A 19,218-nucleotide genomic window follows, 5' to 3' on the forward strand; every position below is an offset into this window, starting at 1 on the left:
CAAGGGAGAACGTGATGCAGATACGGACCCTGGGCAAGACCGGCCCGGCTGTTTCCGCACTGGGCCTGGGTGCGATGGGCATGTCGGGTGCTTACGGCGCGGCCGACCGCACGGAGAGTGTCGCCACCGTGCACGCCGCGCTGGAGGCCGGCGTCACGCTGTTCGACACCGGCGACTTCTACGCCATGGGCCACAACGAGTTGCTGCTGGCCGAGGCGCTGCGCGGCCGGGATCGCGACAGCTACCGGCTGAGCGTCAAGTTCGGCATGCTGCGGGGCCCGGGCCCCCAGTTCGGCGGGCAGGACGGCCGTCCCGAAGCGGTGCGCAACTTCCTGGCGTACTCGCTGACCCGGCTGGGCACCGACCACATCGACATCTACCGCCCTGCGCGGCTGGACCCGGCGGTGCCGATCGAGGAGACGGTGGGTGCGATCAAGGAGATGATCGACGCCGGGTACGTGCGGCACCTGGGCCTGTCGGAGGTCGATGCGGCCACGATCCGCCGGGCGCACGCCGTGCACCCGGTCGCCGACCTGCAGATCGAGTACTCGCTGATCTCCCGCGCGGTGGAGGCGGAGGTTCTGCCCACGCTGCGGGAGCTGGGCATCGGCCTGACCGCCTACGGTGTCCTGGGCCGCGGCCTGATCTCCGGGCACTGGTCCGCCGGCCGCACCGCCGGCCCCGGCGACAGCCGCGGCTTCAGCCCGCGGTTCGCCGGCCGGAACCTGGAACACAACCTCGCCCTGGTAGAGGCGCTGCGCCGGGTCGCCGCGGCGAAGGGCTGCACCGTCGCCCAACTGGCCATCGCCTGGGTGGCCGCGCAAGGCCAGGACATCGTGCCGCTGGTCGGCGCCCGCACCCGCGAGCGGCTGGCCGAGGCACTGCCCGCGATGGAGCTGACCCTCACCACCGACGACCTCGCCGAGATCGAGAAGCAGGTGCCGCCGGGCGCGGCCCGCGGCGACCGATACCCCTCCGCGTTCATGTCCAACCTCGGCGTGGGGAACTGAGTCCGGCCCTCCAGTGGGTTCCGCTCCAGCGCGGGCGCCGTCGGGGACTCGCACAACAGCCGGAAACCACCTTCGCCCAGCTGCGTCGGACCGGCACATGCTCCATCAACGCTCAGTGACCGTTGGCGGCCAGTCACCTACCCGCACCTGGCCGCTATCGATCACGGTTGGCTTTCGGGCGAGGGCGGCGTCGGCTGAAGATCAGGCCGCCCAGGTCGTGAAGGTCAAGCGTTCCGAAGCGGGCATGGTCACCGACCCGGTCACCTGCGGCCCCGGCGCCACCCTCACCCAGGAACTGTGCGCACAGTTCCGGATCTCCGGCGTGCCGGTCGTCGACGACGAATACACCCTCCTGGGCATCATCACCAACCGTGACATGCGGTTCGAGCACAATCCGCAGCGCCCCGTCCGCGACGTTATGCCCCCCGCGCGCTCCACCCGCACCACGCGGAATCAGCGGCGATGACGCACTCGCCCTCATGCGCCAACACAAGATCGAAAAGCTGCCTATCGTGGACGACGAAAACCGGCTGCTCGGTCTGATCACCGTCAAGGACTATGTGAAGTCCGACCAGCACCCCGACGCCGCCCGCGACCCGGACTCAAGGGGATCACTTCGACCTGATCTCGCTCGGACGGGACGGAGGTGGCCACACCGGACGGTGGCTCGTACGGTCCCAGTTCCACCCCGCTGAACAAGTCGCTCGACCGGACCGCTGGAACCGGCGAGTCTCGCCACCATGACTGCGAGTGGTGGCGGGGCGATGTACGCGCCGTTCAATCTGACTGGCAAGGTCGCATTGATCACCGGAGGCAAGGGCGGCATCGGTCTCGGCGTGGCCGAGGGGCTCGCTCGTGCGGGCGCCGCGGTCGCCATCTGGGGTCGGGACGCCACGAAGCTCGACAAAGCCGTGGGACGGCTGTCCCAGTACGGCGCCGAGGTGCACGCCGCTGTGGTCGACGTGAGCGACGCCGACGCCGTGGCGTCCGCCGTCGACGCCACGGTCCGATCCCTCGGCCGGATCGACTCGGTTTTCGCGAACGCAGGCGTGGGTGGTCGCACCAAGTTCCTGGATCTCGACGCTGCCGAGCTGCATCGGGTGCTGGCAATCGACCTCGAGGGCGCTCTGTGGACATTGCGCGGGGCGGCGCGGCACCGGCGATCCAGGGGGCTCGCTCGTGACCACCTCGAGCGTCTCCGCTGTCCGCGGGGCGCCCACGCTGCAGTCGTACGCCGCCGCGAAGGGCGCGCTCGTCTCGGTCACGAAGGGGCTCGCGGCCGAGTTCGGACGGCACGGCATCCGTGCGAACACGATCATCCCCGGCTGGATCCGCACCGAGATGACGGAGGGCAGCTTCGAGCGGCCGGAAGTGCAGGAGGCGATCCTCAAGCGCTTGCCGATCCGACGCTGGGGCACGAGCGAGGACTTCGCCGGCATCGCCGTCTACCTGGCGTCCGACGCCTCGGCGTACCACACCGGCGACACCTTGGTCGTCGACGGCGGCTACACGACGTCCTGAGGAGGGGCGCCAAACATGGAGGAGCAGATGAACGAGCAACGAACCGACCCTGCGGCCGACGGCCCGGTTCTCGTGGTCGGGGCGACCGGGAAGCAGGGCGGAGCCACCGCACGAGCACTCCTCGCCGCCGGGGTCCCGGTCCGTGCCCTAGTGCGCGACCCTGACTCCGAGCGCGAAGGCGCTCGTGGAGCTCGGGGCGAGCCTGGCGGTGGGCGACCTCTACGACGCGGAATCACTCGTGCAGCCGTGCACCGGGGTGCGGGCGGTCTTCTCGGTGCTCAGCCCGGACATGGCGAACCCCGAGGCCGATGCCGGGCGGGCTCACGCGCGCAACCTCATCCCGGCGGCCGCAGCAGCAGGGGTGCCCCACTTCGTCCAGACGTCGGCGTCAGGCGCCGGTCACCACCTGGCAGCGCCCGGGTGGGACGAGGACCGCTGGCACCGCTCGTACAGCGATCAGGTGCCGCCGATCAGTGAGTACTGGGCCAGCAAGGAAGAGGTCAACGACCTGGTCCGGAAGGCGGGCTTCCCTGCCTGGACCATCCTCTACCCCTCCACGTTCATGAAGATGTTCCTCCGCCCATCGGTGTACTTCGAGGGTCGCACGAGCAATCGCCTGTTGGCAGCTGTCGACCCCGAGACGACCTACGCCCTCGTGGCGGTCAAGGACATCGGCCGCGCAGCCGCTGCTGCCATCATGGACCCCGACCGGTTCAACGGCGTCGAACTGCAACTGGCGGGTGACGTCCTCACCTTCGACGAGATCGCCGAGGTTCTGTCGCGCGCCTGGGGCGAGCAGATCCTCCCGCCCGAGCTGCCGATGACGGCAGAGGAGGCGCTGGCCAAGGGAATGGTCGCGCCGATCGTGCAGGCGAGCGAGTGGAACCGCGACGTGGGCCAGCCCGCGACCCCGGAGCAGCTCAGGTCCTTCGGGGTCGAGCCGCTGAGTCTCGAGGCGTGGGCGCAGGCCTCCTCCGCGGGCCGATGAGCCCCGAGGAGCAGGTCGAGCCCCTGACCCACCGCCTCCTGGAAGAGCACCCCCCGGCAGCCACCGACCGCGCGCACTTCTTCGCCGCCCAGTACGACGCGGGGCTCACCTGGGTGCACCACCCCGTCGGCCACGGTGGGATCGGCGTCGAGCGTGCCGCCCAGCGAAGAGTGTTCGAGTTGCTCACCGCCTCCGGTACGCCGATTCTCTAGGTCGAGAGCAGGCTGGCGTACTCGATGGGCGCGCCCAGCGTGGTCGCGTGGGGTACGGCCGAGCAGCAGGAACGCTATCTGCGGGCCATCGCGACCGGGGAACGCTGGTGTCAGCTGTTCTCCGAGCCCGGGGCGGGCTCCGACCTCGCCGCCATCGGCCCTCGGGCCGTGCGTGAGAACGGTGGCTGGCGGGTGACCGGGCGGAAGGTCTGGACATCCATGGCCACCTCCTCCCAGCGGGGCATGTTGCTCGCGCGGACCGACCCCGCCCAGCCCAAGCACCGCGGACTCACCTACTTCGTGCTCGACCTGACGACCCCTGGTGTCGAGATCCGGCCCCTGCGCCAGATCACCGGCCAAGCGGAGTTCAGCGAGGTGTACCTGACCGACGTCTGGATCCCCGATGCCGACCGGCTCGGTCCGGTCGACGCGGGCTGGAAGGTCGCGATGTCGACGCTCATGAACGAGCGCGACATGTTCGGCACGAAGGCGACCGAGAGCGGCCCCGTCGAGCTCGCGCTCGCCCTGTACCGCGAGAGAGATGGCCATGATCCGGCTCTCCGGTCGCGGATGGTGCAGGTGTGGCTGCGCGGCCACGTGCTCCGCCTGTACGCCGCTCGCGCTGCCAGAAGGGCGAGCGGGGCGCCCGGTCCGGAAAGCTCGGTGAGCAAGGTCGGGTTCGCTGAGCTGAACAAGGCCGGCTACGAGCTCTGCCTCGACCTGCTCGGCGACGAAGCGCTGCTCTACGACACCTATGAGCCCCACGAGCCCGCGACGCACTCCAGCGCGGGCGCGTCCCGGGACCCACGTCGCCTCTTCCTGCGCTCCCGGGCCACGTCGAGCTGCTTGTGCTGCGTCACGAGAACCAGGTGCTACGTCAGCAGGTGCGTGGTCGGCCGCGGTGGATCACGTCGACCGGCTTTGGCTTGCGGCGCTGTTGCGGCTGGTTCACCGCCGTCGCTGGGCGGAGATGTTCCCGGTCACCCCGGCGACGATCCTGCGCTGGCACCGCCACCTGGTCGGGCGGTTGTACGTGCTGGTGTTCATCGAGCACGGCACCCGGCGCTTGCACTTGGGAGGTGTGACCGCGCACCCGACCGGGGCGTGGGCGGTGCAACAGGCCCGCAATCTGACCATGGACCTGGGGGAGCGCGTGAGCACGCTGCGGTTCGCGATCCATGATCGTGAAGCGTCACAACAACACCCACCGCCCGCACCGATCACGAGACCTGCGCCCACCCCAACGGCCACCGGCGGCTCCGACCAACCTGAATCACCTTTGGCTGTCCCGCCGCAAAGCCGTTGACGGCTTGATCAGCGATTACCAGAACGCCGCGTAGCCCAACGAGCGAAAACGCAGGCTGACACCCCTGAGCCAGGGTTTCCGCACCCCGCAGGCAGCACGAACCGGACACGCCGCTCATCACCCAGTGGTGACCCGCCGCCGACCGCGGCCAGGCGCGGCGATGAACCGCTCCCGGGCTTCGGACGCCACCAGCCGCATGCCGACAGCGTGCAGCGGCTCGCTGCCGTCGCGCGCTGAGAGCTGCCAGTCACCATCTCCAGACCGAGTCACCGCGTCGGGCTTGAGGACGGCCCTGAGCCGGTGGTGTTGGCCACTTGCCGCAATTCGTGCGCCGACTCGCGCACCAGTGCGGCGAAGTGTGCATCGTCCTCGGCGATCCAGCGTTCGAAGGCCAGGCGGAAGACCGACATCGCCATGTCCGTGGCCAGTTGCGCGGTGCGCGCGTCGACACCGCGGCGCGCCAGGGTGTCGGCCAGCGCGGCGGACAACGAGGCGAGCTTGATCAGTTCGCGTTCGTACAGGGCGGGATTGGCGGCGATGGCATCCCGGCGTTTGCGAGCGGCGTCCCTCGGCCTGAACACGGCCTCTGCCGCTTGGAGCGCCGTGATGAGCGCATCGAGTGGTGCCAGGCCGGCGCCCGCATCCCCGACCGCTGCGACCAAGTGCTTCTCGAGCTCCTCGCCGCCGCCGAACAGAACCTCTCGCTTGTCGGCGTAGTGGCGGTAGAACGAGCGTTCGGTCAGTCCTGCCCGCTCTGTGATCTGCGCGACCGTCGTCTGGTCGTATCCCCGTTCGGTGAACAACTCCAGTGCGGCCCGTTCGAGCCGGCCGCGCGGATCCGCTTCCCACCTCGCCATGCGCCCCAGAATATACGACAGCAGATGCTGTCATCACCTATGCTACCGTCGTCAGTGACGACAGTTTCTGTCGTGCCATTTCTCGGAGGTGTCCGCCATGTCCGTCATCCGGCAGACCGCGCCAGCCCAGATGAGGGCCGTCCAGTTCCACCAGGTCGGTGGGCGGGAGGTGCTCCAGTTCGTCAAGATCGATGTGCCCGTCCCCGGTCCGAAGCAGATCGTGGTCGCGATTCGCATGTGCGGCATGAATCCCGCCGACTGGGCAGTGCGCGAAGGGGTGCTCGGCCTACCCCTGCCACTGGGAAGCGGCTTCGAGGCAGCGGGTGCCGTGTCCGCGGTGGGCGCCGACGTTGAGGACATCGCCGTTGGGGACCTCGTCTTCGGGAACCTCGACTTCGGGGGCACCACAGCCGGCGCGGCGGAGTACGCGCTGATGGACCACTGGGCGACCGTCCCGGACGGCATGTCGCTCGAGCAGGCGGCAGCGATACCGATGGTTGCTGAAACCGCACTCCGCACCCTCGATGAACTCGGAGTACAGGACGGACACACCTTGCTCATCAACGGGGGCAGCGGCGCCGTCGGGCAGCTTGCAACCCAGCTGGCAGTGCGTCGCGGAGCAGAGGTCATCGTGACATCTGGAACCGCGAAGGCCGCGACCATGCGTAAGCGCGGCGCGAAAGTCACGAGCTATGGCGAGGGCCTCGACGAGCGCGTGCGCGCCCTCGCACCGGACGGCGTCGATCTCGTGCTGGACATGGGCCCCAGCGGCGCACTCCCCACGCTGATCAGGATCACCGGAGATCCCGCACGCGTGCTGACGATCAGCGACTTCGCGAACGCTGACGCCTTCGGGGTCCGGACGAGCGGGCGCGGAAACACCGTCTTCCGCTGGGACGCCCTGCAAATGGTGGCCGACGGCGTCGCCGCCGGTTCCCTGAGCGTTCCAGTCTGGCGCGTGGAGCCCTGGGAGAACATCGCCGCGGTCCAGGAAGCCATCAAGTCCGGTACATCGCAGGGCAAGACCGTTCTCCGTGTCAGCGCATGAGGTATCGGCTCACCCGGGGTAACCCAGCAGAATCCTCGGACGGCGCGATGTTCGTCACCGCCTCACGCCCACAATTTGCCCGTTGCAGTGAATGAGCAGGACGGGCAACGCGGCGCCGGCCTGGCCGGCGCGGCCCTGCCCCTGGTCATGGGCGGCCTGCTCGCCGCGCTGCTGACCTGACTCGTCCGCGGCGCCGCCCGCCGGGTCACCGGAGCACTCGCCGGGTGGTCGCCTCGTTCGGACCCGTGCTGCCGGCCGCTGTTGATGTCGCTCTTCCCCCGCTGAGCCGCTGAAACCAGTCAGGCGGGCATTGCCCTGCACCGCCGACAGCGTGGTGGAGAACACCACCTTCGGGAGCGGCTTCCAGAGCGCGGCCCACTCGAGCATTGAGTCGTCGAGCGATTGCGAGAGCCTGCCCGTCCCTCTCGCCTACCTGCCCGCCGGGACTGCTGCTGATCACTAATGTCATCGGCACGTGCGCGATCGTCGGCGCTCGGCCAGGGGGAGCCGGGGGTGACGGCCGGTCCCGGCGGCCACCTTTCGTGGACCGCCGCGCTGGCGGTGCAGCTCGGCTTCTCGCTGTTCATGGCGCAGGATGGCCGAATCAATCCCTCTCAGGTCATCTCGAGTCGTGACGCGGCAGCGTGAACATCGGTCGTCACAGGACGATGCGGAGGCCGTCGGAACCCAAGGTGAGTTCGCCCTTGTAATGGTCGGTCATGCCCTGCGTGAAGAGGCGGCGGGCCATGATGCCGCTTGGGTAGGGCGTGAGGTGGGTGAGGACCAGGTGCTTCACACGCGCCTGCCGCGCCTGTTTCGCCAGGGCGATGGTGTCGGCGTGGTAGGGGATGGTGCGTTCGGCGACCTCGGCGTTGTGCGATTGGCCGAGGTCCCGCATGTGCGGGATGGCGCGGCGGACGAGGTGGGTGGCGTAGGCCTCGTGGACGACGAGATCGGCGTCTTGCATGGCGGGGAGGTTGACGGGGCTGACCTCGGTATCGCCGCTGATGAAGACCTTCTTGCCGTGGTACGTGAGCACGTAGCCGACAGCGGGGGCGACAGGATCGTGGACGACGAGACGGGCGTCGATGGTGACGCCGCCCTCGTCGTAGACGCGGACGGACCGCGCGCCGTTGGGGAACTCGATCTCGGTGGGAACGGCGTCGGCCGCCGCGCCGGTGGCCTCCAAGTCGCGCATGTTCGCCTTGCGGTATTCGTGGTCGAGCGCGTAGGCGGAGTTCAGGCCGCCGACGACCTTGTCGAGGCCGACCGGGCCCCAGATGGGCAGCGGCTTCGTGCGGCCCCAGATCCAGGTCGCATTGACGAGGGTGGCGAGCCCGTTGAAGTGGTCGGAGTGGAAGTGGGTGAGAAAAACCCGCTCCAGTTGGGCGACGGGGACCTTGGACTCGGCGAGCGACTTGGTGGCGCCCTCGCCGGCGTCGAACAGGAACAGCTTGCCGCCCGCGGCGACGAGGGTGCAGGCCTGGGCGCGGGCGGCGCTGATCTCCGGCGAGCCGGTGCCGCACAGCAGGACGCGGATGTGCTCGGTGTCCTCGATGAACGCGCGATCGGTGTCGTCTTTCAGATGGTCGCGGATGACGCCGTCGATGATGCGGTTGCGGCCGAGGTAGGCCGCGATCCCCGCGACCAGCGTGACGGCGAGCAGCACCGCCAGTACGATCCGCGCCTTTCTCAGTTTCACAGGGGGGCTTCTCCTCTTGCGTGGATTGGGCTTCCGTTATGGGGAGAGGAAGAGAGGAGCGTCAGCCGGTTGGGCGCCGGACGTCCGGTGGCCGGGGGAGCGGTGAAAACGGTTCCGGTCGGGCTGGACGACGACCGCGGACGCGCCCGTCCGCGGGTCGAGGTCGGGTGGCGCTCGACGACGTGGCTACGCACGCCGGGCCGGGCGAGCAGGATCGCGGCGGTCAGCCCGGTCGGCCTGGCACCGACGATCAGCACGGGCTCCGGGGCCGCGGCGGTCATGCGGTGACCTCGTGCGTGAAGGCGTACCTGCCGAGGTCGGCGGTCAGCCCACCCGGGTCTCCACCGCCGGTCAGCCGGACCGAGACGTGGGGCTGCCCGTCGCGCGTCTCGACCTCGACGTGCCCGGTGAGGCCCGTCCGGTCCAGCGCGGCGCTCACCAGGCGGCGGACGGCGTCCTCGACGAGCGCGGGCTTGAAGATCTTGCCGATGAGCGTCGTCGGCAGGCTGGCGACCACGTGCACCGCCTTCGGGGCCGCGGCGGGCTCGGGGGCGTGGGCGCGCGCCCAGGCGAGCAGTTCCGCCTCGTCCGCGCAGGCTTCCCTCGGGGAGAGGACGAGGTAGGCGACGGGGACCTCTCCCGAGTGCGGATCGGGCGCGCCGACGACGGCCGCGGCGGCGACGTCGGGATGCCCGAGCAGGGACTCCTCGATGGGCAGCGGGTCGATGTTGTGGCCGCCGCGGATGATCAGGTCCTTTGCGCGGCCGGTGAGGTGGACGTAGCCGTCGGCGTCGACCTTCCCGAGGTCGCCGGTGAGCAGCCACCCGTCGAATACCTTCCCGGACGGGTCGGGTACAGGCCCGCCGGGTCGAGGCCGCAGGTAACCGGGAAAGACGCTGGGCCCCTTGATCGCCAGGACTCCGGTCCGTCCGGGTGGGCAGTCCCTCAGCGGGCGTTCCGCGGCGTCCACGGTGACGGCTTTGACCTGCTGGTAGGGCAGCCGGAGCCCCACCGATCCGGCACGCGGCGCGAGCGCGGGCGTGGCGGCGGTCGCACAGGTGGCCTCCGTCAGACCGTAGCCCTCCAGCATCGGTACCTTGGCGGTCTCTTCGAACGCGCGCCGCACGCTCCGGGGCAGGGGGGCTGCGCCGACGGCCCCGGCGCGCAGGCTGGAGAGGTCGACGTCCTCGGGCACCTCGGGCAGCCGGGCGTAGACGGTCGGGACTCCAGAGAAGCTCGTCACCTTGTAGTGCTCGATGATGCGCCAGAAGTCGGCCATGAGCGCTTTGTCCCGGTAGCCGAGGGGGCCGATGCTGACGACCGGCGTCCCGTGCAGGAATGGACCGAGCCCGGTGACGTGGACGGCGTTGACATGGAACAAGGGCAGGCCGGACAGGACGACGGAGTCGTCGAGATAGGCGCCCGAACAGCCCAGCGCCCAGGCCATGTACACCTCCATGGCATGGGTGTGCGGAGCCACCTTGGGCACCCCGGTCGTCCCGCCGGTGTGGAAGTAGGCGGCCAGGTCGTCCGGGCGGGGGCGGCGCCCGGTGCGCAGTCCACCGGACGGCTGCCGCGCGGCGACCGCGTCGAAGGCCACTCCCTCTGTGTCCGGCGGGAGGCCGACGGCGGCCAGGACGAGCGCGCCGGGCAGCCGGGCGGCGATGCGCCGTGCCTTGGCCCACAACTCCGGAGACAGGCCCGGCCCGGGGGCCAGCAGCAGTCGCGCGCCGGTGAGGCTGAGGATCTCCGCCAGGTGGTCCTCGGCGAGCATCGGGTTGACGGGATTGGCGATCCCGATGGCCTGAGCGCCGAGCAAGGCCGCGTAGGCGGCTCCGGAGTTCGGCAGCATCGACGCGACGACGCCGCCTTCAGGGACGCCGAGGGCTAAGAACGCGTTCGCGGCCTGGTGCACGCGCTCCAGCAGCGTGCCGTAGGTCCAGCAGGCGGCCTCGCGCCAGGGCAGGCCGTCCTCGCCGAGCAGGTACAGGGCGGGCCTGCCGGGATGCGCGGACGCGGTCCGGTGCAGGAGTTCGTACGTGCTGGCGGGCAGGTCGCGTTCGTCCAGGGCGACCATCTCGACGGCGGGCAGGTCCTCGGGCAGCAGGATGAGCGGACGGTCACCCTGCGTGTGCGGGGCAGCGGTCATCGGGATCTCCTCGAAGGCGGGGATGGGGAGGCGCGGGGTCAGGGGCCCAGCGCCTTGGCCAGGGCCGGCGGCCGCGCCAGGTCGATCTCGTTGGCGCGCAGAGCCCCGGTGAACCGAGAGGCGGCGTCCTTGCGGATGACGAGGCGGTCGGTGCCCGGTAGCGCCCGCGCAGCCACGGCGACAGGGGGTGACCGGTGGCCGGTCCCGTGGACGTGGTGGCTCATGCGCAGTGCGCTCCCGCCATGAGCGCGCCCAGGTCGTCGGGCTCGATGAACGAAGGCGGCACGGGCGGCCCCCAGCTGTAGAGGATCCGCATGTCGGCGAAGTCCTCGGGCTTCCAGACGGCCTCGTCGACGATGCAGTCCAGGTCGCTGTAGTACTCGGAGAAGTTGCCCGCCGGGTCCTTGAGGTACCAGAAGAAGTTGGAGCCGATGTGGTGGCGTCCCAGCCCCCAGATGTGCCGTTCCGGGTGGCCTTCCAGCATCCGGTGCGCGCCCCGGCCGATCTCGTCGACGTCCCCGACCTCCCAGGATGTGTGGTGGAGGTAGGGCACGGGGGCGGGCTGCACCAGCACGTTGTGGTGGTCGGTGGAGCAGCGCAGGAACGCCGCGATGCCCGGCACCTCGTCGCTGATCTTGAAGCCGAGGCCCTCGGTGAAGAACCGCTGGCTGATCTCCTGGTCGGTGGAGCCGAGCACCACGTGGCCGAGCTTGCGCGGCCGTACGGCCCCGGTGCGCTCGACCCCGGACGCGCGGGCGTCCACCCTGGGGGTGCGGCCCGGCCCGTTGTGGACCGGTGCCGGCTCGGGTGTACGGACGATGGGCTCGGCGACCGTGATCCGTACGGTCACCCCCGTCCCCGGCTCACGGACGGTCAGTGCTCCATCCTGGTGGTCGGGCCGGTGGCCCAGCCGGGACAGGCTCGCGGTGGTACGGGCCAGGTCGTCCGGATCTTCGGCGCCGACGCCGAGTTCGACCAGCCGCCGGGTCGGGGTCCGGACCAGCCGCAGCTGCCGGCCGCCGTCGGCGGTCGTGAAGAGCCCGTCGCCGTCCGGCGTCAGCCCGAAGTCGGCGTAGTAGGCGGCGGTCTCGGCGAGGTTCGGCACTCCGATGGTGATGGTGGTCAGGCGGTGCAGTGCCACCTCAGGCCCCCTTGAACGTGGTACGGAGCGTTCCGAGCCCTTCGATGCGGCTGACCAGTTCGTCGCCGGCTTGGAGAAAGCGCGGAGGGGTACGGGTCCCGCCGATGCCCGCCGGGGTCCCGGTGAAGACCACATCGCCGGGGAGCAGCGGGGCGACGGCCGACAGCCGCTCGACCAGCTCGGGCACACTGAAGATCATTTCGCTGGTGCGCGCGTCCTGCATCGTCTCGCCGTTGAGCTCGCAGCCGATCCGCAGGTCGCCCGGGTCGCCGAGGTCGTCCAAGGTGACCACGGCGGGCCCGAGCGGACCGAAGCCCGGATAGGACTTGCCCAGCGAGTACTGCTGAGGGGCGGGGCCGGACAGCTGGGTGATCCGCTCGGAGAGATCCTGGCCGACGGTCAGGCCCGCGACATGATCCCAGGCGCCGGCGGCCGTGACCCGGTCGGTCCGGCGACCGATCACCACGACCAGTTCCACCTCCCAGTCCACCAGGCCTTCGGGCAACGTGACCTGGACTTGCGGGCCGGCCAGGCAGGAGGGGAACTTGGTGAAGGTCGGCGGCCACGGCGGGCGCTCGGACACGTCGATGTCCGCCTCGGCCGCGTGCTCGCGGTAGTTCACTCCGATCGCGAACACCTGCCGCGGCGCGGGGACCGCGGGCCCCAGATCGGCCGCGTCGTAAGGCTGCGGTTCGGCGGAGGCCTCCCCGCGTGCCTCCCACACCCGCAGCTCGTCCCACCGTGCGAACAGCTCTTGCGGGTCCGGGCCGAACAGGCCGCCGCTGGCCTTGTGGACGTCAAGGGCCTCGTCGGCGACGAGCAACACGGCTCGTCCGGCGAGATTGGCAACACGCATCTGGAGAGGCCTTCCGATCGGTGACGGCGTCTCCGATTCAACGCCGCCTGCCGACGGGGCCGCTTGGGCGTGGCGCCCAAACCGGTCGGCGCGTTTGTGCGCGACGCTCAGCCACCCGCGTCGTCGTGGCCGAGAATCCGGGCGGCCTCCAGCGCCAGCCAGATCTCCAGACCCGCGCCCACGGGGCGGCCCAGCAGTTCTTGTGCGCGTTTGATCCGGTAGGTCACGGTGTTGCGGTTGACGTGCAGCCGCTCGGCGGCCTGCTGGGGGCTGCGTCCTTCGGCCAGGTACACCCGCAGCGTCTCGCGGAGTTCCCGGGTCCGGTCATCGGGGGCGCCGAGCGCTCCCAGGACCTCCTGAATGAACCAGTGTCCGTGCTCGGCGACATCGGTCACCAGCGACGCCACCCGGATGTCGGCGTAGTCGCACAGCCGCTCGCCGCCGCTCTGACGGCAGATCCGCTCGGCTTCACCCGCGCCGAGATGGCTGCGCCGGAAACCCGCGAGCCCCGCCGCGGGAGGTCCCACGGCGACACGGAGCTCCGGCGGGGGTTCGAAACGGGCGCGCCGGCCGGCGATGACGTCGGCCGGCGGGCCGGTCGCCCAGCCGGTCCAGGCCCACAACCGCGACGGACCCGACGGGACGGTGAGGAGCCGGACCGCTCCAGCCGTCCGCGCGAACTCTGCGGCGAACCGGTGGAGGCCTTCGGCCGGGGTGTCAGGGGAGGGAGCCCAGACGACGAAGGCCAGATGATGGTGGGCGAGGTCGTAGCCGAGCACCCGCATCGCGGTCTCCTGGTCGACGCGGCGGCCGGCCAGGATGTCCTCGACGATCCGCCGCCTGGCCGTTTCGGTGCCGCTACGCCAGCGGTCCCGTTCGGCGATGTAGTCCTCGGCCAGCTGGCTGGCCTGCATGTCGGCGTAGTCGAACAGCAACTCGGTGACCCGGTGGGTCTCGGCCGCCCGGATCGGCTCCGGCTCGGACTCGATGGCGGCCATCAGTTCACGATGCAGGCGCGCGTGCCCGATCCGGACCCCGCGCAGGACCCGGTCCAGCGGGATGCCGCGGCGGGCCAGTTCATGGTTGCCCTCCACCGCCTCGGGCGCCACCAGACCTGATTCCGGCTTCCCGCCGGCGTGCAGCCCGCACAGCGCCATCAGCACGGTGGCCTCGACAGAGCGCCGCAGGGTCTCGAACGGAGCGGGGCCGCCGCCGTGCTCGGGTACCCGCTCGATGATCTCCGCGGTCATCGCCCGGGCCACCTGGACCGCCCAGTCCACCGGCCCCGAGCCCACACGCTCGGCCGCGCCGGCGACGGTCGGCGCGGCGCAGGCGGGCCGAAGGCTCGGCGACTCCTCGCCGCGCAGCCTCAGCAGCCAGTCCTGTGCCGGATCGCTCACCGCTTCAGTAGACCAGAGGCCGACGGCCGGTCCGCCGGGCGCCCGGTCAGCCGGCCGCGCAGATCGTCCACCAGACCACCCAGGTCGTCGGCCGTGGCGGTACCGAAGACGTAGAAGTCGGGCCGGACGATGACGGCGGTCCGGCCGGTGCCGTTCAGCAGCGCGTGGTAGACCCCGTCGGAGTCGGTCACGGCGCCTGGAACGGGCTCTCCGGCGGCGGCCAGCCGGACCAGCCGGGCTCCGATCGCCGTACAGAACGCGAGGTGCTCGTCCGTGAGCGCCTCCGTAGGGTCGAACAGCGCGGCGATCACGAAGCCGGTCCCGACCACCTGGTCGAACGGTCCGGCGGCTCCATTCCATGTGACGTGGCCCTGCGGGCTGAGCTCGCCTGCCGCAGGGGCGGGCGTCCCGTCGGGGCGGCAGTGCAGGACACCTGCGGACAGCGCGGCGTCGGGAATGGTGTCCACGACCGTCCCGCCGGTCGCGGCTCCCATCGCCTGATCGCGCTCGGCCGCCGCCGCATCGTCCAGGACGCAGATCACCTTGCCCAGTTCGATGGAGGTCTGGATCGCGTGCTGGACGTGCGCGGAGCGTTCGACCGTGTAGGAGTCCAGGAGTTCGGGCACGGCCCTGCGGGCGAGGACGAGGTCGAGTTTCCAGGCCAGGTTGGCTGCGTCCCGCAGCCCCGAGCACATTCCCTGACCGGCGAACGGCGGCATGAGATGAGCGGCGTCCCCGGCCAGCAGGATCCTGCCGTCCCGCCACTGGTCGGCCCATCGTGCCTGGAAGGTGTAGACCGCGTGCCGTTCCAGGACCGCGTTGGACGGTGTCAGCCCCCACGGCTCGATCAAAGACCAGGCCGTTTCAGCCTGATCGAGCCACTCCGCGGTCTCGTGCGGCAGCCGCATGAATTCGAACCGGCGCCGCCCCGGGCCTCCGGAGACCACCGTGGTCGGGCGCAGCGGGTCGCAGATCTGAAGATTCGACGGCGTCCACGCCCCTTCATGGTCCGGGACGACGTCGACGATCAACCAGTCGTAGCGGAAGCCCAGGTCGGTGACCGTCGTCGCCATGTGCCGCCGTACCGTGCTGTTGGCTCCGTCGCATCCGATCACGTACGAGGCGCTGATGACGTCCAGGTGACCGGCCGCGTCCCGGACGGTCACCTCCGCCCGGTGCTCGGACTGGACGACGCCGACGACCTCCACGCCCGGGCATACCCGCAGGCCGTCGATCTGGCCCAGCCGCTCGGACAGCAACGCCTCCAGCCGCGGTTGGGAGAACATGCTCGACCGGGGCCATCCCGAGATGCCCGGCCGGTCCCACTCGAACCGCAGCAGCACCTGCCCCGCGGCGTTGCGCCACTCATACTCGCGGGCCGCCTCGCTGATCTCCCCGAGCCGGTGTCCCAGGCCCGCGGCGGCCAGCAACCGGGCGATCTCGTGATCGAACGTCACGGCGCGGGGGAGCGGGTACGGCTCAGGCCACCGCTCGACGACCACGACACGCCATCCCCGCGACCCGAGCAGGACGGCCGTCAGCTGCCCGACCGGACCGCACCCCACGACCACGACGTCGGCGCCGGACTCCGCACCACCGCTCAGCATGATCCTGATCTCCCTCCGTCCCGGATCGAGAGCAGGCTCCCGAGATCTCGCCATCAGTAAACGGCGCGAAGAGAGCCACGGACTTAGGCCATGAGCCCAGTAATCCCTCAGCTTTTGGGCGGGCCGGCGAGGTCGAAACTCAGCAGATCCCGTCCCACGGTGATCCGGCCGCGATAGCCCCCTCGCGGAGGTCCGCGGCGAACTCGGCCTCCTCTTCGGCCTTGCCGGGCGCGGGGATGAGATGGGTCAGCACCGTGTGCGGGACTCCGGCACGCTCGGCCATGGCACCGAGGGCGACGGTGTCGGCGTGATAGTCGAAGATGGTCGCGAAGACCGTCCCCCGCACGGCCTCGGCCAGGGCGGCGGCACGGCAGGCCTCGTGGACCAGCAGGTCCGCGCCGTGGCAGAGCGCCTCCACCTCGGGACAGACGCGGGTGTCACCGGAGATGACGACGGCGCCGTCCGGGGTGTCGACCCGGTAGGCGACGGCCTCCTTGACGGGTTCGTGGCGTACACCAACCGCAGTGACCGTGACGAGTCCGCCGTCGCTGCGCCACACCACCTCGGGCCGGTCGGGCACCGCGAAGGCATGCAGGGTCACCTCGGGAGGCGACGGCTGGACGTGCTCAGTGCGCACCGCGATGTCGGCGGCGTAGGGACCGAGCATTCCGTCGACGAAGAGCGCGGCCCCGCCGGCCGGGGCGAGGACGGTCAGGGGCCCGGCGGGGAAGACCTCACGCTGGATCCACCGGGTCATCGCGAGGTCCGGCAGATCGGACACGTGGTCGCTGCGCACATGCGTGACCAGGACGGCCGTCAGCGCGTGCGGGAGGACACCGGCCTCGGCCAGGTGCAATGTCGTGGCCCGTCCGGCGTCGAATTGCAGCACGGTGTCGCCGGAGCGGACCAGGGTTCCCGCTCCGGCCCTTCCGGGCGCCGGATACGGGACTCCGGTCCCGGTCAAGGTCACGGTCGTCACCCGCGGACCCTCCTATCGGAGCGGTAGGGCAGGAGGGGAGCCTCCTTGATGTTCTTCACTGGCCGGGTCATCTGTTCCTCCTGGGCAAAGCCAACGAGCGGCCGCCCCGCCGCTCGGACCGGGTGCTGCCCCATCGACGCGCATGAGAGAGCTTGTCGACCAGAACCCGTCAGCCCAGGCGAGCGAGAATTCTTATGCGCGCCGCCCAAGAACGCCGCCGATTCCGCGCCGTTGACTCGGACCTCCCGACAGAACCCCGGAGGACCCGCCCGTGAACGCACCCCACCCCACCCCGGCGCAGGAGACGCAGAGCGCGGAACCCAGCCTGGCACCACGAAGCGAACGGCGCTCGTCACGGGCGCCAACAAGGGCATTGGGTTCGAGACCGCACGTCAGCTCGCGCAGCAGAGCTTCACCGTCTGGCTGGGATGTCGCGACCAGGGGCGCGGCGAAGTCGCAGCAAAGGAACTTGCCGATGACGGAGACGTTCGATTCGTCGGCCTCGATGTGACCGACACAGAAAGCGTCAGGGCGGCTGTGGCGCACATCAGCGACAACATCGGCGCACTGGACGTTCTGGTCAACAATGCGGGCGTCGCGATCGGAGAAGGTGAAGGCCTTCCCAGTATCGTGCGGCTGGAAACGATCCGGCGCACGTTCGACGTGAACTTCTACGGGGCGCTGCGTGTCACGCAGGAATTTTCGCCGCTCGTGCAGAGGGCGCAGGCCGGGCGCATCGTGAATGTGAGCAGCATGATGGGGTCGATCACCACGCTCGTATCTCCAGACAACCCTCTGGGACAGTTCCCGGCCTTTGCCTATCCTGCCTCGAAGACCCTCATCAATGCGCTCACCGGATGGTTTGCCGTCGAACTCAACGACACGCCGATCGAGATCAACTCAGTGTGTCCGGGGTACAACGCCACCGATCTGAACAACAACCTCGGAACGCAGCATCCATCACAGGGCGCGAAGGTCGTCGTGCGCGCCGCCACGCTCCCGGCGGACGGTCCCAGCGGCAGCTTCTTCGACGTAAACGGCCCTGTGGGCTGGTGACCTTCAGGCCTTCACCCCGTCGGTGAGAAATCTCGTTCAGTTACTTGCGCTGAGCACTTACACGCCGGCTCGTAACACCACGAGAGCATTGGCCGGGTTGATGTGTGTCCCGGCCGTCGAACCCAAGCAATACGAACCACTCTCCAGAGCGCACTGCATCGGGTCTGCTCCTCAGCTGTGAAGTGAAAGAGGATGACCCGCCATGAATCACGTGCGGCGCACCGATTCGGCTCGATGCCCAGTTTCTGCAAGCACCGACTGAGCACGTCGACAGGCTGGGCGTGGACACCCCCGGTCAACCGGGCGATCTTTCCCGACGGCTCCCCGGGATGGTTCGTCACCGTGTTGGTGCCGAGAACTGTGTCACTGGGCTTGAGCTGCGAAGAAGGGCCCGCTTGTATGGCTTGTTCGGCTGCGGGCTTCACGAGCATGGGCCACCGTCGGTGGCTATGACGCTACGTCTGGTGTATCTCGCGGTGGTGCGGGTGTTCGGTTGGCTGGTTCTGCCGGCTCGCTCGGATGCGGCCAAGGACGCCGAGATCCTGGTGCTGCGGCATCAGGTAGCAGTGCTGCAGCGGCAGGTGAAGCGGCCGCGTCCCTCGTGGGCGGATCAAACGGTGCTGTCGGCACTGGTCAGGCAGATACCCGCCGGTCACCGTCGGCGGCTGCGGTTGTTCGTCTCGCCGCGCACGGTGCTGCGCCGGCACGCCCGCCTGATGCGGAGCCGCTGGACCTGCCAAGGTCGGCGGCCGGGCCGACCGCGGACCGCCGTGGTGATCCGCCGCCTGGTGCTGGAGATGGCGCGCGACAACCCGACATGGGGCTACCGCAGGATCTGCGGCGACCTGGGCGGCCTCGGGTATCGGGTGGTGCCGTCGACGGTGTGGAAGATCCTCAAGGACGATGGCATCGACCCCGCGCCCTTACGCGCCGGCCCGTGCTGGCGGGAGTTCTTGGCCGCGCAGGCGCGAACGGTCCTGGCGGTGGACTTCTTCCACGTGGAGACGGTGTTCCTGCGCCGGTTGCATGTGTTGTTCTTCATCGAGCATGGCATCCGCCGTGTTCACCTGGCCGGCGTGACGGCGCATCCGTCGGGAGAGTGGGTGGCCCAGCAGGACCGCAACCTGCTCATGGACCTGGGCCGGCGCGCCGAGGAGTTGAGGTTCCTGATCCGGGACCGCGACACCAAGTTCACCGCTGTGTTCGACGCGGTGTTCACCCGCCGTGATCGACTCGGCGGACTCATCCACGAATACTCGCAGGTCGCATGAGGTGACAGAGTTCTCGGCACCGACACCCGAGCCGCCGGCCTGCCCAGCCAGATGTCCGGGTTGAATGTGTGCGAGCGGTGCCCGGGGCCATGATCGTCTCCGGTTCGGCCCCGCG

The 19,218-nt window shown here is 70.0% G+C and carries 20 protein-coding genes and 2 pseudogenes; 12 read left to right on the forward strand and 10 right to left on the reverse strand.

Annotation, left to right across the window (positions count from 1 at the left end; genetic code table 11):
• The first annotated feature begins 14 nt into the window (after nucleotides 1-14).
• From ABD340_RS11010 to ABD340_RS11035, 8 genes and pseudogenes are all read left to right on the forward strand, one after another.
• Entirely contained in the window at nucleotides 15-1,010 is a 996-nt protein-coding gene (locus ABD340_RS11010) for an aldo/keto reductase (RefSeq protein ID WP_344588642.1), read from the forward strand.
• A gap of 115 nt (nucleotides 1,011-1,125) precedes the next feature.
• Nucleotides 1,126-1,476: a CBS domain-containing protein gene (locus tag ABD340_RS11015; RefSeq protein WP_425547333.1), complete on the forward strand. Its 351-nt coding sequence runs from the start codon at nucleotides 1,126-1,128 to the stop codon at nucleotides 1,474-1,476.
• 13 nt (nucleotides 1,477-1,489) lie between these two features.
• Nucleotides 1,490-1,705 (forward strand): CBS domain-containing protein, encoded by a 216-nt coding sequence (locus tag ABD340_RS47935; protein ID WP_425547334.1) that lies wholly within the window; start codon nucleotides 1,490-1,492, stop codon nucleotides 1,703-1,705.
• A 69-nt stretch (nucleotides 1,706-1,774) separates the two neighbouring features.
• Nucleotides 1,775-2,161: pseudogene (locus ABD340_RS47940) on the forward strand (SDR family NAD(P)-dependent oxidoreductase); the annotation flags it as partial.
• Complete coding sequence (locus ABD340_RS11020) at nucleotides 2,064-2,531, forward strand: SDR family NAD(P)-dependent oxidoreductase (protein ID WP_344588643.1); 468 nt, start codon at nucleotides 2,064-2,066, stop codon at nucleotides 2,529-2,531. The pseudogene ABD340_RS47940 and the gene ABD340_RS11020, both read left to right, overlap by 98 nt.
• A gap of 27 nt (nucleotides 2,532-2,558) precedes the next feature.
• A pseudogene (locus ABD340_RS11025) lies at nucleotides 2,559-3,519 on the forward strand (NmrA family NAD(P)-binding protein).
• Entirely contained in the window at nucleotides 3,516-3,731 is a 216-nt protein-coding gene (locus tag ABD340_RS11030) for a hypothetical protein (RefSeq protein ID WP_344588644.1), read from the forward strand. Before ABD340_RS11025 ends, ABD340_RS11030 begins: the two are co-directional and overlap by 4 nt.
• A gap of 24 nt (nucleotides 3,732-3,755) precedes the next feature.
• Nucleotides 3,756-4,913 carry an acyl-CoA dehydrogenase family protein gene (locus ABD340_RS11035; RefSeq protein WP_344588645.1) on the forward strand — a complete coding sequence of 386 codons (1,158 nt, stop codon included), beginning with the start codon at nucleotides 3,756-3,758 and terminating at the stop codon, nucleotides 4,911-4,913.
• Nucleotides 4,914-5,303: 390 nt separating this feature from the next.
• Here the strand turns inward: ABD340_RS11035 and ABD340_RS11040 are convergent, their stop codons facing one another.
• Nucleotides 5,304-5,894, reverse strand: a complete 591-nt coding sequence (locus ABD340_RS11040; RefSeq protein ID WP_344588646.1) for a TetR/AcrR family transcriptional regulator — start codon at nucleotides 5,892-5,894, stop codon at nucleotides 5,304-5,306.
• A 97-nt stretch (nucleotides 5,895-5,991) separates the two neighbouring features.
• Between ABD340_RS11040 and ABD340_RS11045 the strand changes: the two genes are divergently transcribed.
• Nucleotides 5,992-6,942 (forward strand): NADP-dependent oxidoreductase, encoded by a 951-nt coding sequence (locus ABD340_RS11045; protein ID WP_344588647.1) that lies wholly within the window; start codon nucleotides 5,992-5,994, stop codon nucleotides 6,940-6,942.
• Between the two features lie 513 nt (nucleotides 6,943-7,455).
• Nucleotides 7,456-7,590, forward strand: coding sequence for a hypothetical protein (locus ABD340_RS11050; protein ID WP_344588648.1), 135 nt, complete (start codon nucleotides 7,456-7,458; stop codon nucleotides 7,588-7,590).
• Nucleotides 7,591-7,600: 10 nt separating this feature from the next.
• On the opposite strand, the gene ABD340_RS11055 is transcribed toward ABD340_RS11050, so the two are convergent.
• The 9 genes from ABD340_RS11055 to ABD340_RS11095 all read right to left on the reverse strand — a co-directional run bounded on the left by ABD340_RS11055 (nucleotide 7,601) and on the right by ABD340_RS11095 (nucleotide 16,776).
• Complete coding sequence (locus tag ABD340_RS11055) at nucleotides 7,601-8,644, reverse strand: MBL fold metallo-hydrolase (RefSeq protein WP_344588649.1); 1,044 nt, start codon at nucleotides 8,642-8,644, stop codon at nucleotides 7,601-7,603.
• The gene (locus tag ABD340_RS11060; protein WP_344588651.1) at nucleotides 8,641-8,925 is read right to left on the reverse strand and encodes an FAD-dependent monooxygenase; all 285 of its coding nucleotides are present in this window, start codon (nucleotides 8,923-8,925) and stop codon (nucleotides 8,641-8,643) included. The genes ABD340_RS11055 and ABD340_RS11060 overlap by 4 nt, the downstream gene beginning before the upstream one ends.
• Nucleotides 8,922-10,793 carry an acyl-CoA synthetase gene (locus tag ABD340_RS11065; protein WP_344588652.1) on the reverse strand — a complete coding sequence of 624 codons (1,872 nt, stop codon included), beginning with the start codon at nucleotides 10,791-10,793 and terminating at the stop codon, nucleotides 8,922-8,924. The genes ABD340_RS11060 and ABD340_RS11065 overlap by 4 nt, the downstream gene beginning before the upstream one ends.
• A 38-nt stretch (nucleotides 10,794-10,831) precedes the next feature.
• A complete protein-coding gene (locus tag ABD340_RS11070) occupies nucleotides 10,832-11,017 on the reverse strand; it encodes a hypothetical protein (RefSeq protein WP_344588653.1) in 186 nt (61 codons plus the stop codon).
• Complete coding sequence (locus tag ABD340_RS11075) at nucleotides 11,014-11,934, reverse strand: VOC family protein (protein WP_344588654.1); 921 nt, start codon at nucleotides 11,932-11,934, stop codon at nucleotides 11,014-11,016. Before ABD340_RS11075 ends, ABD340_RS11070 begins: the two co-directional genes overlap by 4 nt.
• 1 nt (nucleotide 11,935) lies before the next feature.
• Nucleotides 11,936-12,790: a fumarylacetoacetate hydrolase family protein gene (locus ABD340_RS11080; RefSeq protein WP_344588655.1), complete on the reverse strand. Its 855-nt coding sequence runs from the start codon at nucleotides 12,788-12,790 to the stop codon at nucleotides 11,936-11,938.
• A gap of 107 nt (nucleotides 12,791-12,897) precedes the next feature.
• Nucleotides 12,898-14,190, reverse strand: a complete 1,293-nt coding sequence (locus ABD340_RS11085) for a PucR family transcriptional regulator (protein WP_344588656.1) — start codon at nucleotides 14,188-14,190, stop codon at nucleotides 12,898-12,900.
• Nucleotides 14,187-15,851, reverse strand: a complete 1,665-nt coding sequence (gene mhpA, locus ABD340_RS11090; protein WP_425547335.1) for a bifunctional 3-(3-hydroxy-phenyl)propionate/3-hydroxycinnamic acid hydroxylase MhpA — start codon at nucleotides 15,849-15,851, stop codon at nucleotides 14,187-14,189. Before mhpA ends, ABD340_RS11085 begins: the two co-directional genes overlap by 4 nt.
• 85 nt (nucleotides 15,852-15,936) lie before the next feature.
• Entirely contained in the window at nucleotides 15,937-16,776 is an 840-nt protein-coding gene (locus ABD340_RS11095; protein WP_344588659.1) for an MBL fold metallo-hydrolase, read from the reverse strand.
• Between the two features lie 48 nt (nucleotides 16,777-16,824).
• On the opposite strand from ABD340_RS11095, the gene ABD340_RS11100 reads away from it, so the two are divergent.
• Complete coding sequence (locus ABD340_RS11100) at nucleotides 16,825-17,832, forward strand: SDR family oxidoreductase (RefSeq protein ID WP_344588660.1); 1,008 nt, start codon at nucleotides 16,825-16,827, stop codon at nucleotides 17,830-17,832.
• Nucleotides 17,833-18,227: 395 nt separating this feature from the next.
• On the forward strand, nucleotides 18,228-19,103 hold the full coding sequence (locus ABD340_RS11105) for a hypothetical protein (RefSeq protein ID WP_344588661.1): 876 nt from the start codon (nucleotides 18,228-18,230) through the stop codon (nucleotides 19,101-19,103).
• Nucleotides 19,104-19,218 lie beyond the last annotated feature (115 nt).

Source organism: Actinomadura vinacea (assembly GCF_039532545.1).
In the GTDB taxonomy this organism is placed as follows: Bacteria; Actinomycetota; Actinomycetes; order Streptosporangiales; family Streptosporangiaceae; genus Spirillospora; species Spirillospora vinacea.

Excerpts from the sequence above, each read along its gene's own strand:
- ABD340_RS11010 (WP_344588642.1), top strand. The coding sequence starts at position 15 with ATGCAGATACGGACCCTGGGCAAGACCGGCCCGGCTGTTTCCGCACTG.
- ABD340_RS47935 (WP_425547334.1), top strand. The coding sequence starts at position 1,490 with ATGCGCCAACACAAGATCGAAAAGCTGCCTATCGTGGACGACGAAAAC.
- ABD340_RS11030 (WP_344588644.1), top strand. The coding sequence starts at position 3,516 with ATGAGCCCCGAGGAGCAGGTCGAGCCCCTGACCCACCGCCTCCTGGAA.
- ABD340_RS11035 (WP_344588645.1), top strand. The coding sequence starts at position 3,756 with ATGGGCGCGCCCAGCGTGGTCGCGTGGGGTACGGCCGAGCAGCAGGAA.
- ABD340_RS11040 (WP_344588646.1), bottom strand. The coding sequence starts at position 5,894 with ATGGCGAGGTGGGAAGCGGATCCGCGCGGCCGGCTCGAACGGGCCGCA.
- ABD340_RS11045 (WP_344588647.1), top strand. The coding sequence starts at position 5,992 with ATGTCCGTCATCCGGCAGACCGCGCCAGCCCAGATGAGGGCCGTCCAG.
- ABD340_RS11060 (WP_344588651.1), bottom strand. The coding sequence starts at position 8,925 with ATGACCGCCGCGGCCCCGGAGCCCGTGCTGATCGTCGGTGCCAGGCCG.
- ABD340_RS11065 (WP_344588652.1), bottom strand. The coding sequence starts at position 10,793 with ATGACCGCTGCCCCGCACACGCAGGGTGACCGTCCGCTCATCCTGCTG.
- ABD340_RS11070 (WP_344588653.1), bottom strand. The coding sequence starts at position 11,017 with ATGAGCCACCACGTCCACGGGACCGGCCACCGGTCACCCCCTGTCGCC.
- ABD340_RS11080 (WP_344588655.1), bottom strand. The coding sequence starts at position 12,790 with ATGCGTGTTGCCAATCTCGCCGGACGAGCCGTGTTGCTCGTCGCCGAC.
- mhpA (WP_425547335.1), bottom strand. The coding sequence starts at position 15,851 with ATGGCGAGATCTCGGGAGCCTGCTCTCGATCCGGGACGGAGGGAGATC.
- ABD340_RS11100 (WP_344588660.1), top strand. The coding sequence starts at position 16,825 with ATGTTCTTCACTGGCCGGGTCATCTGTTCCTCCTGGGCAAAGCCAACG.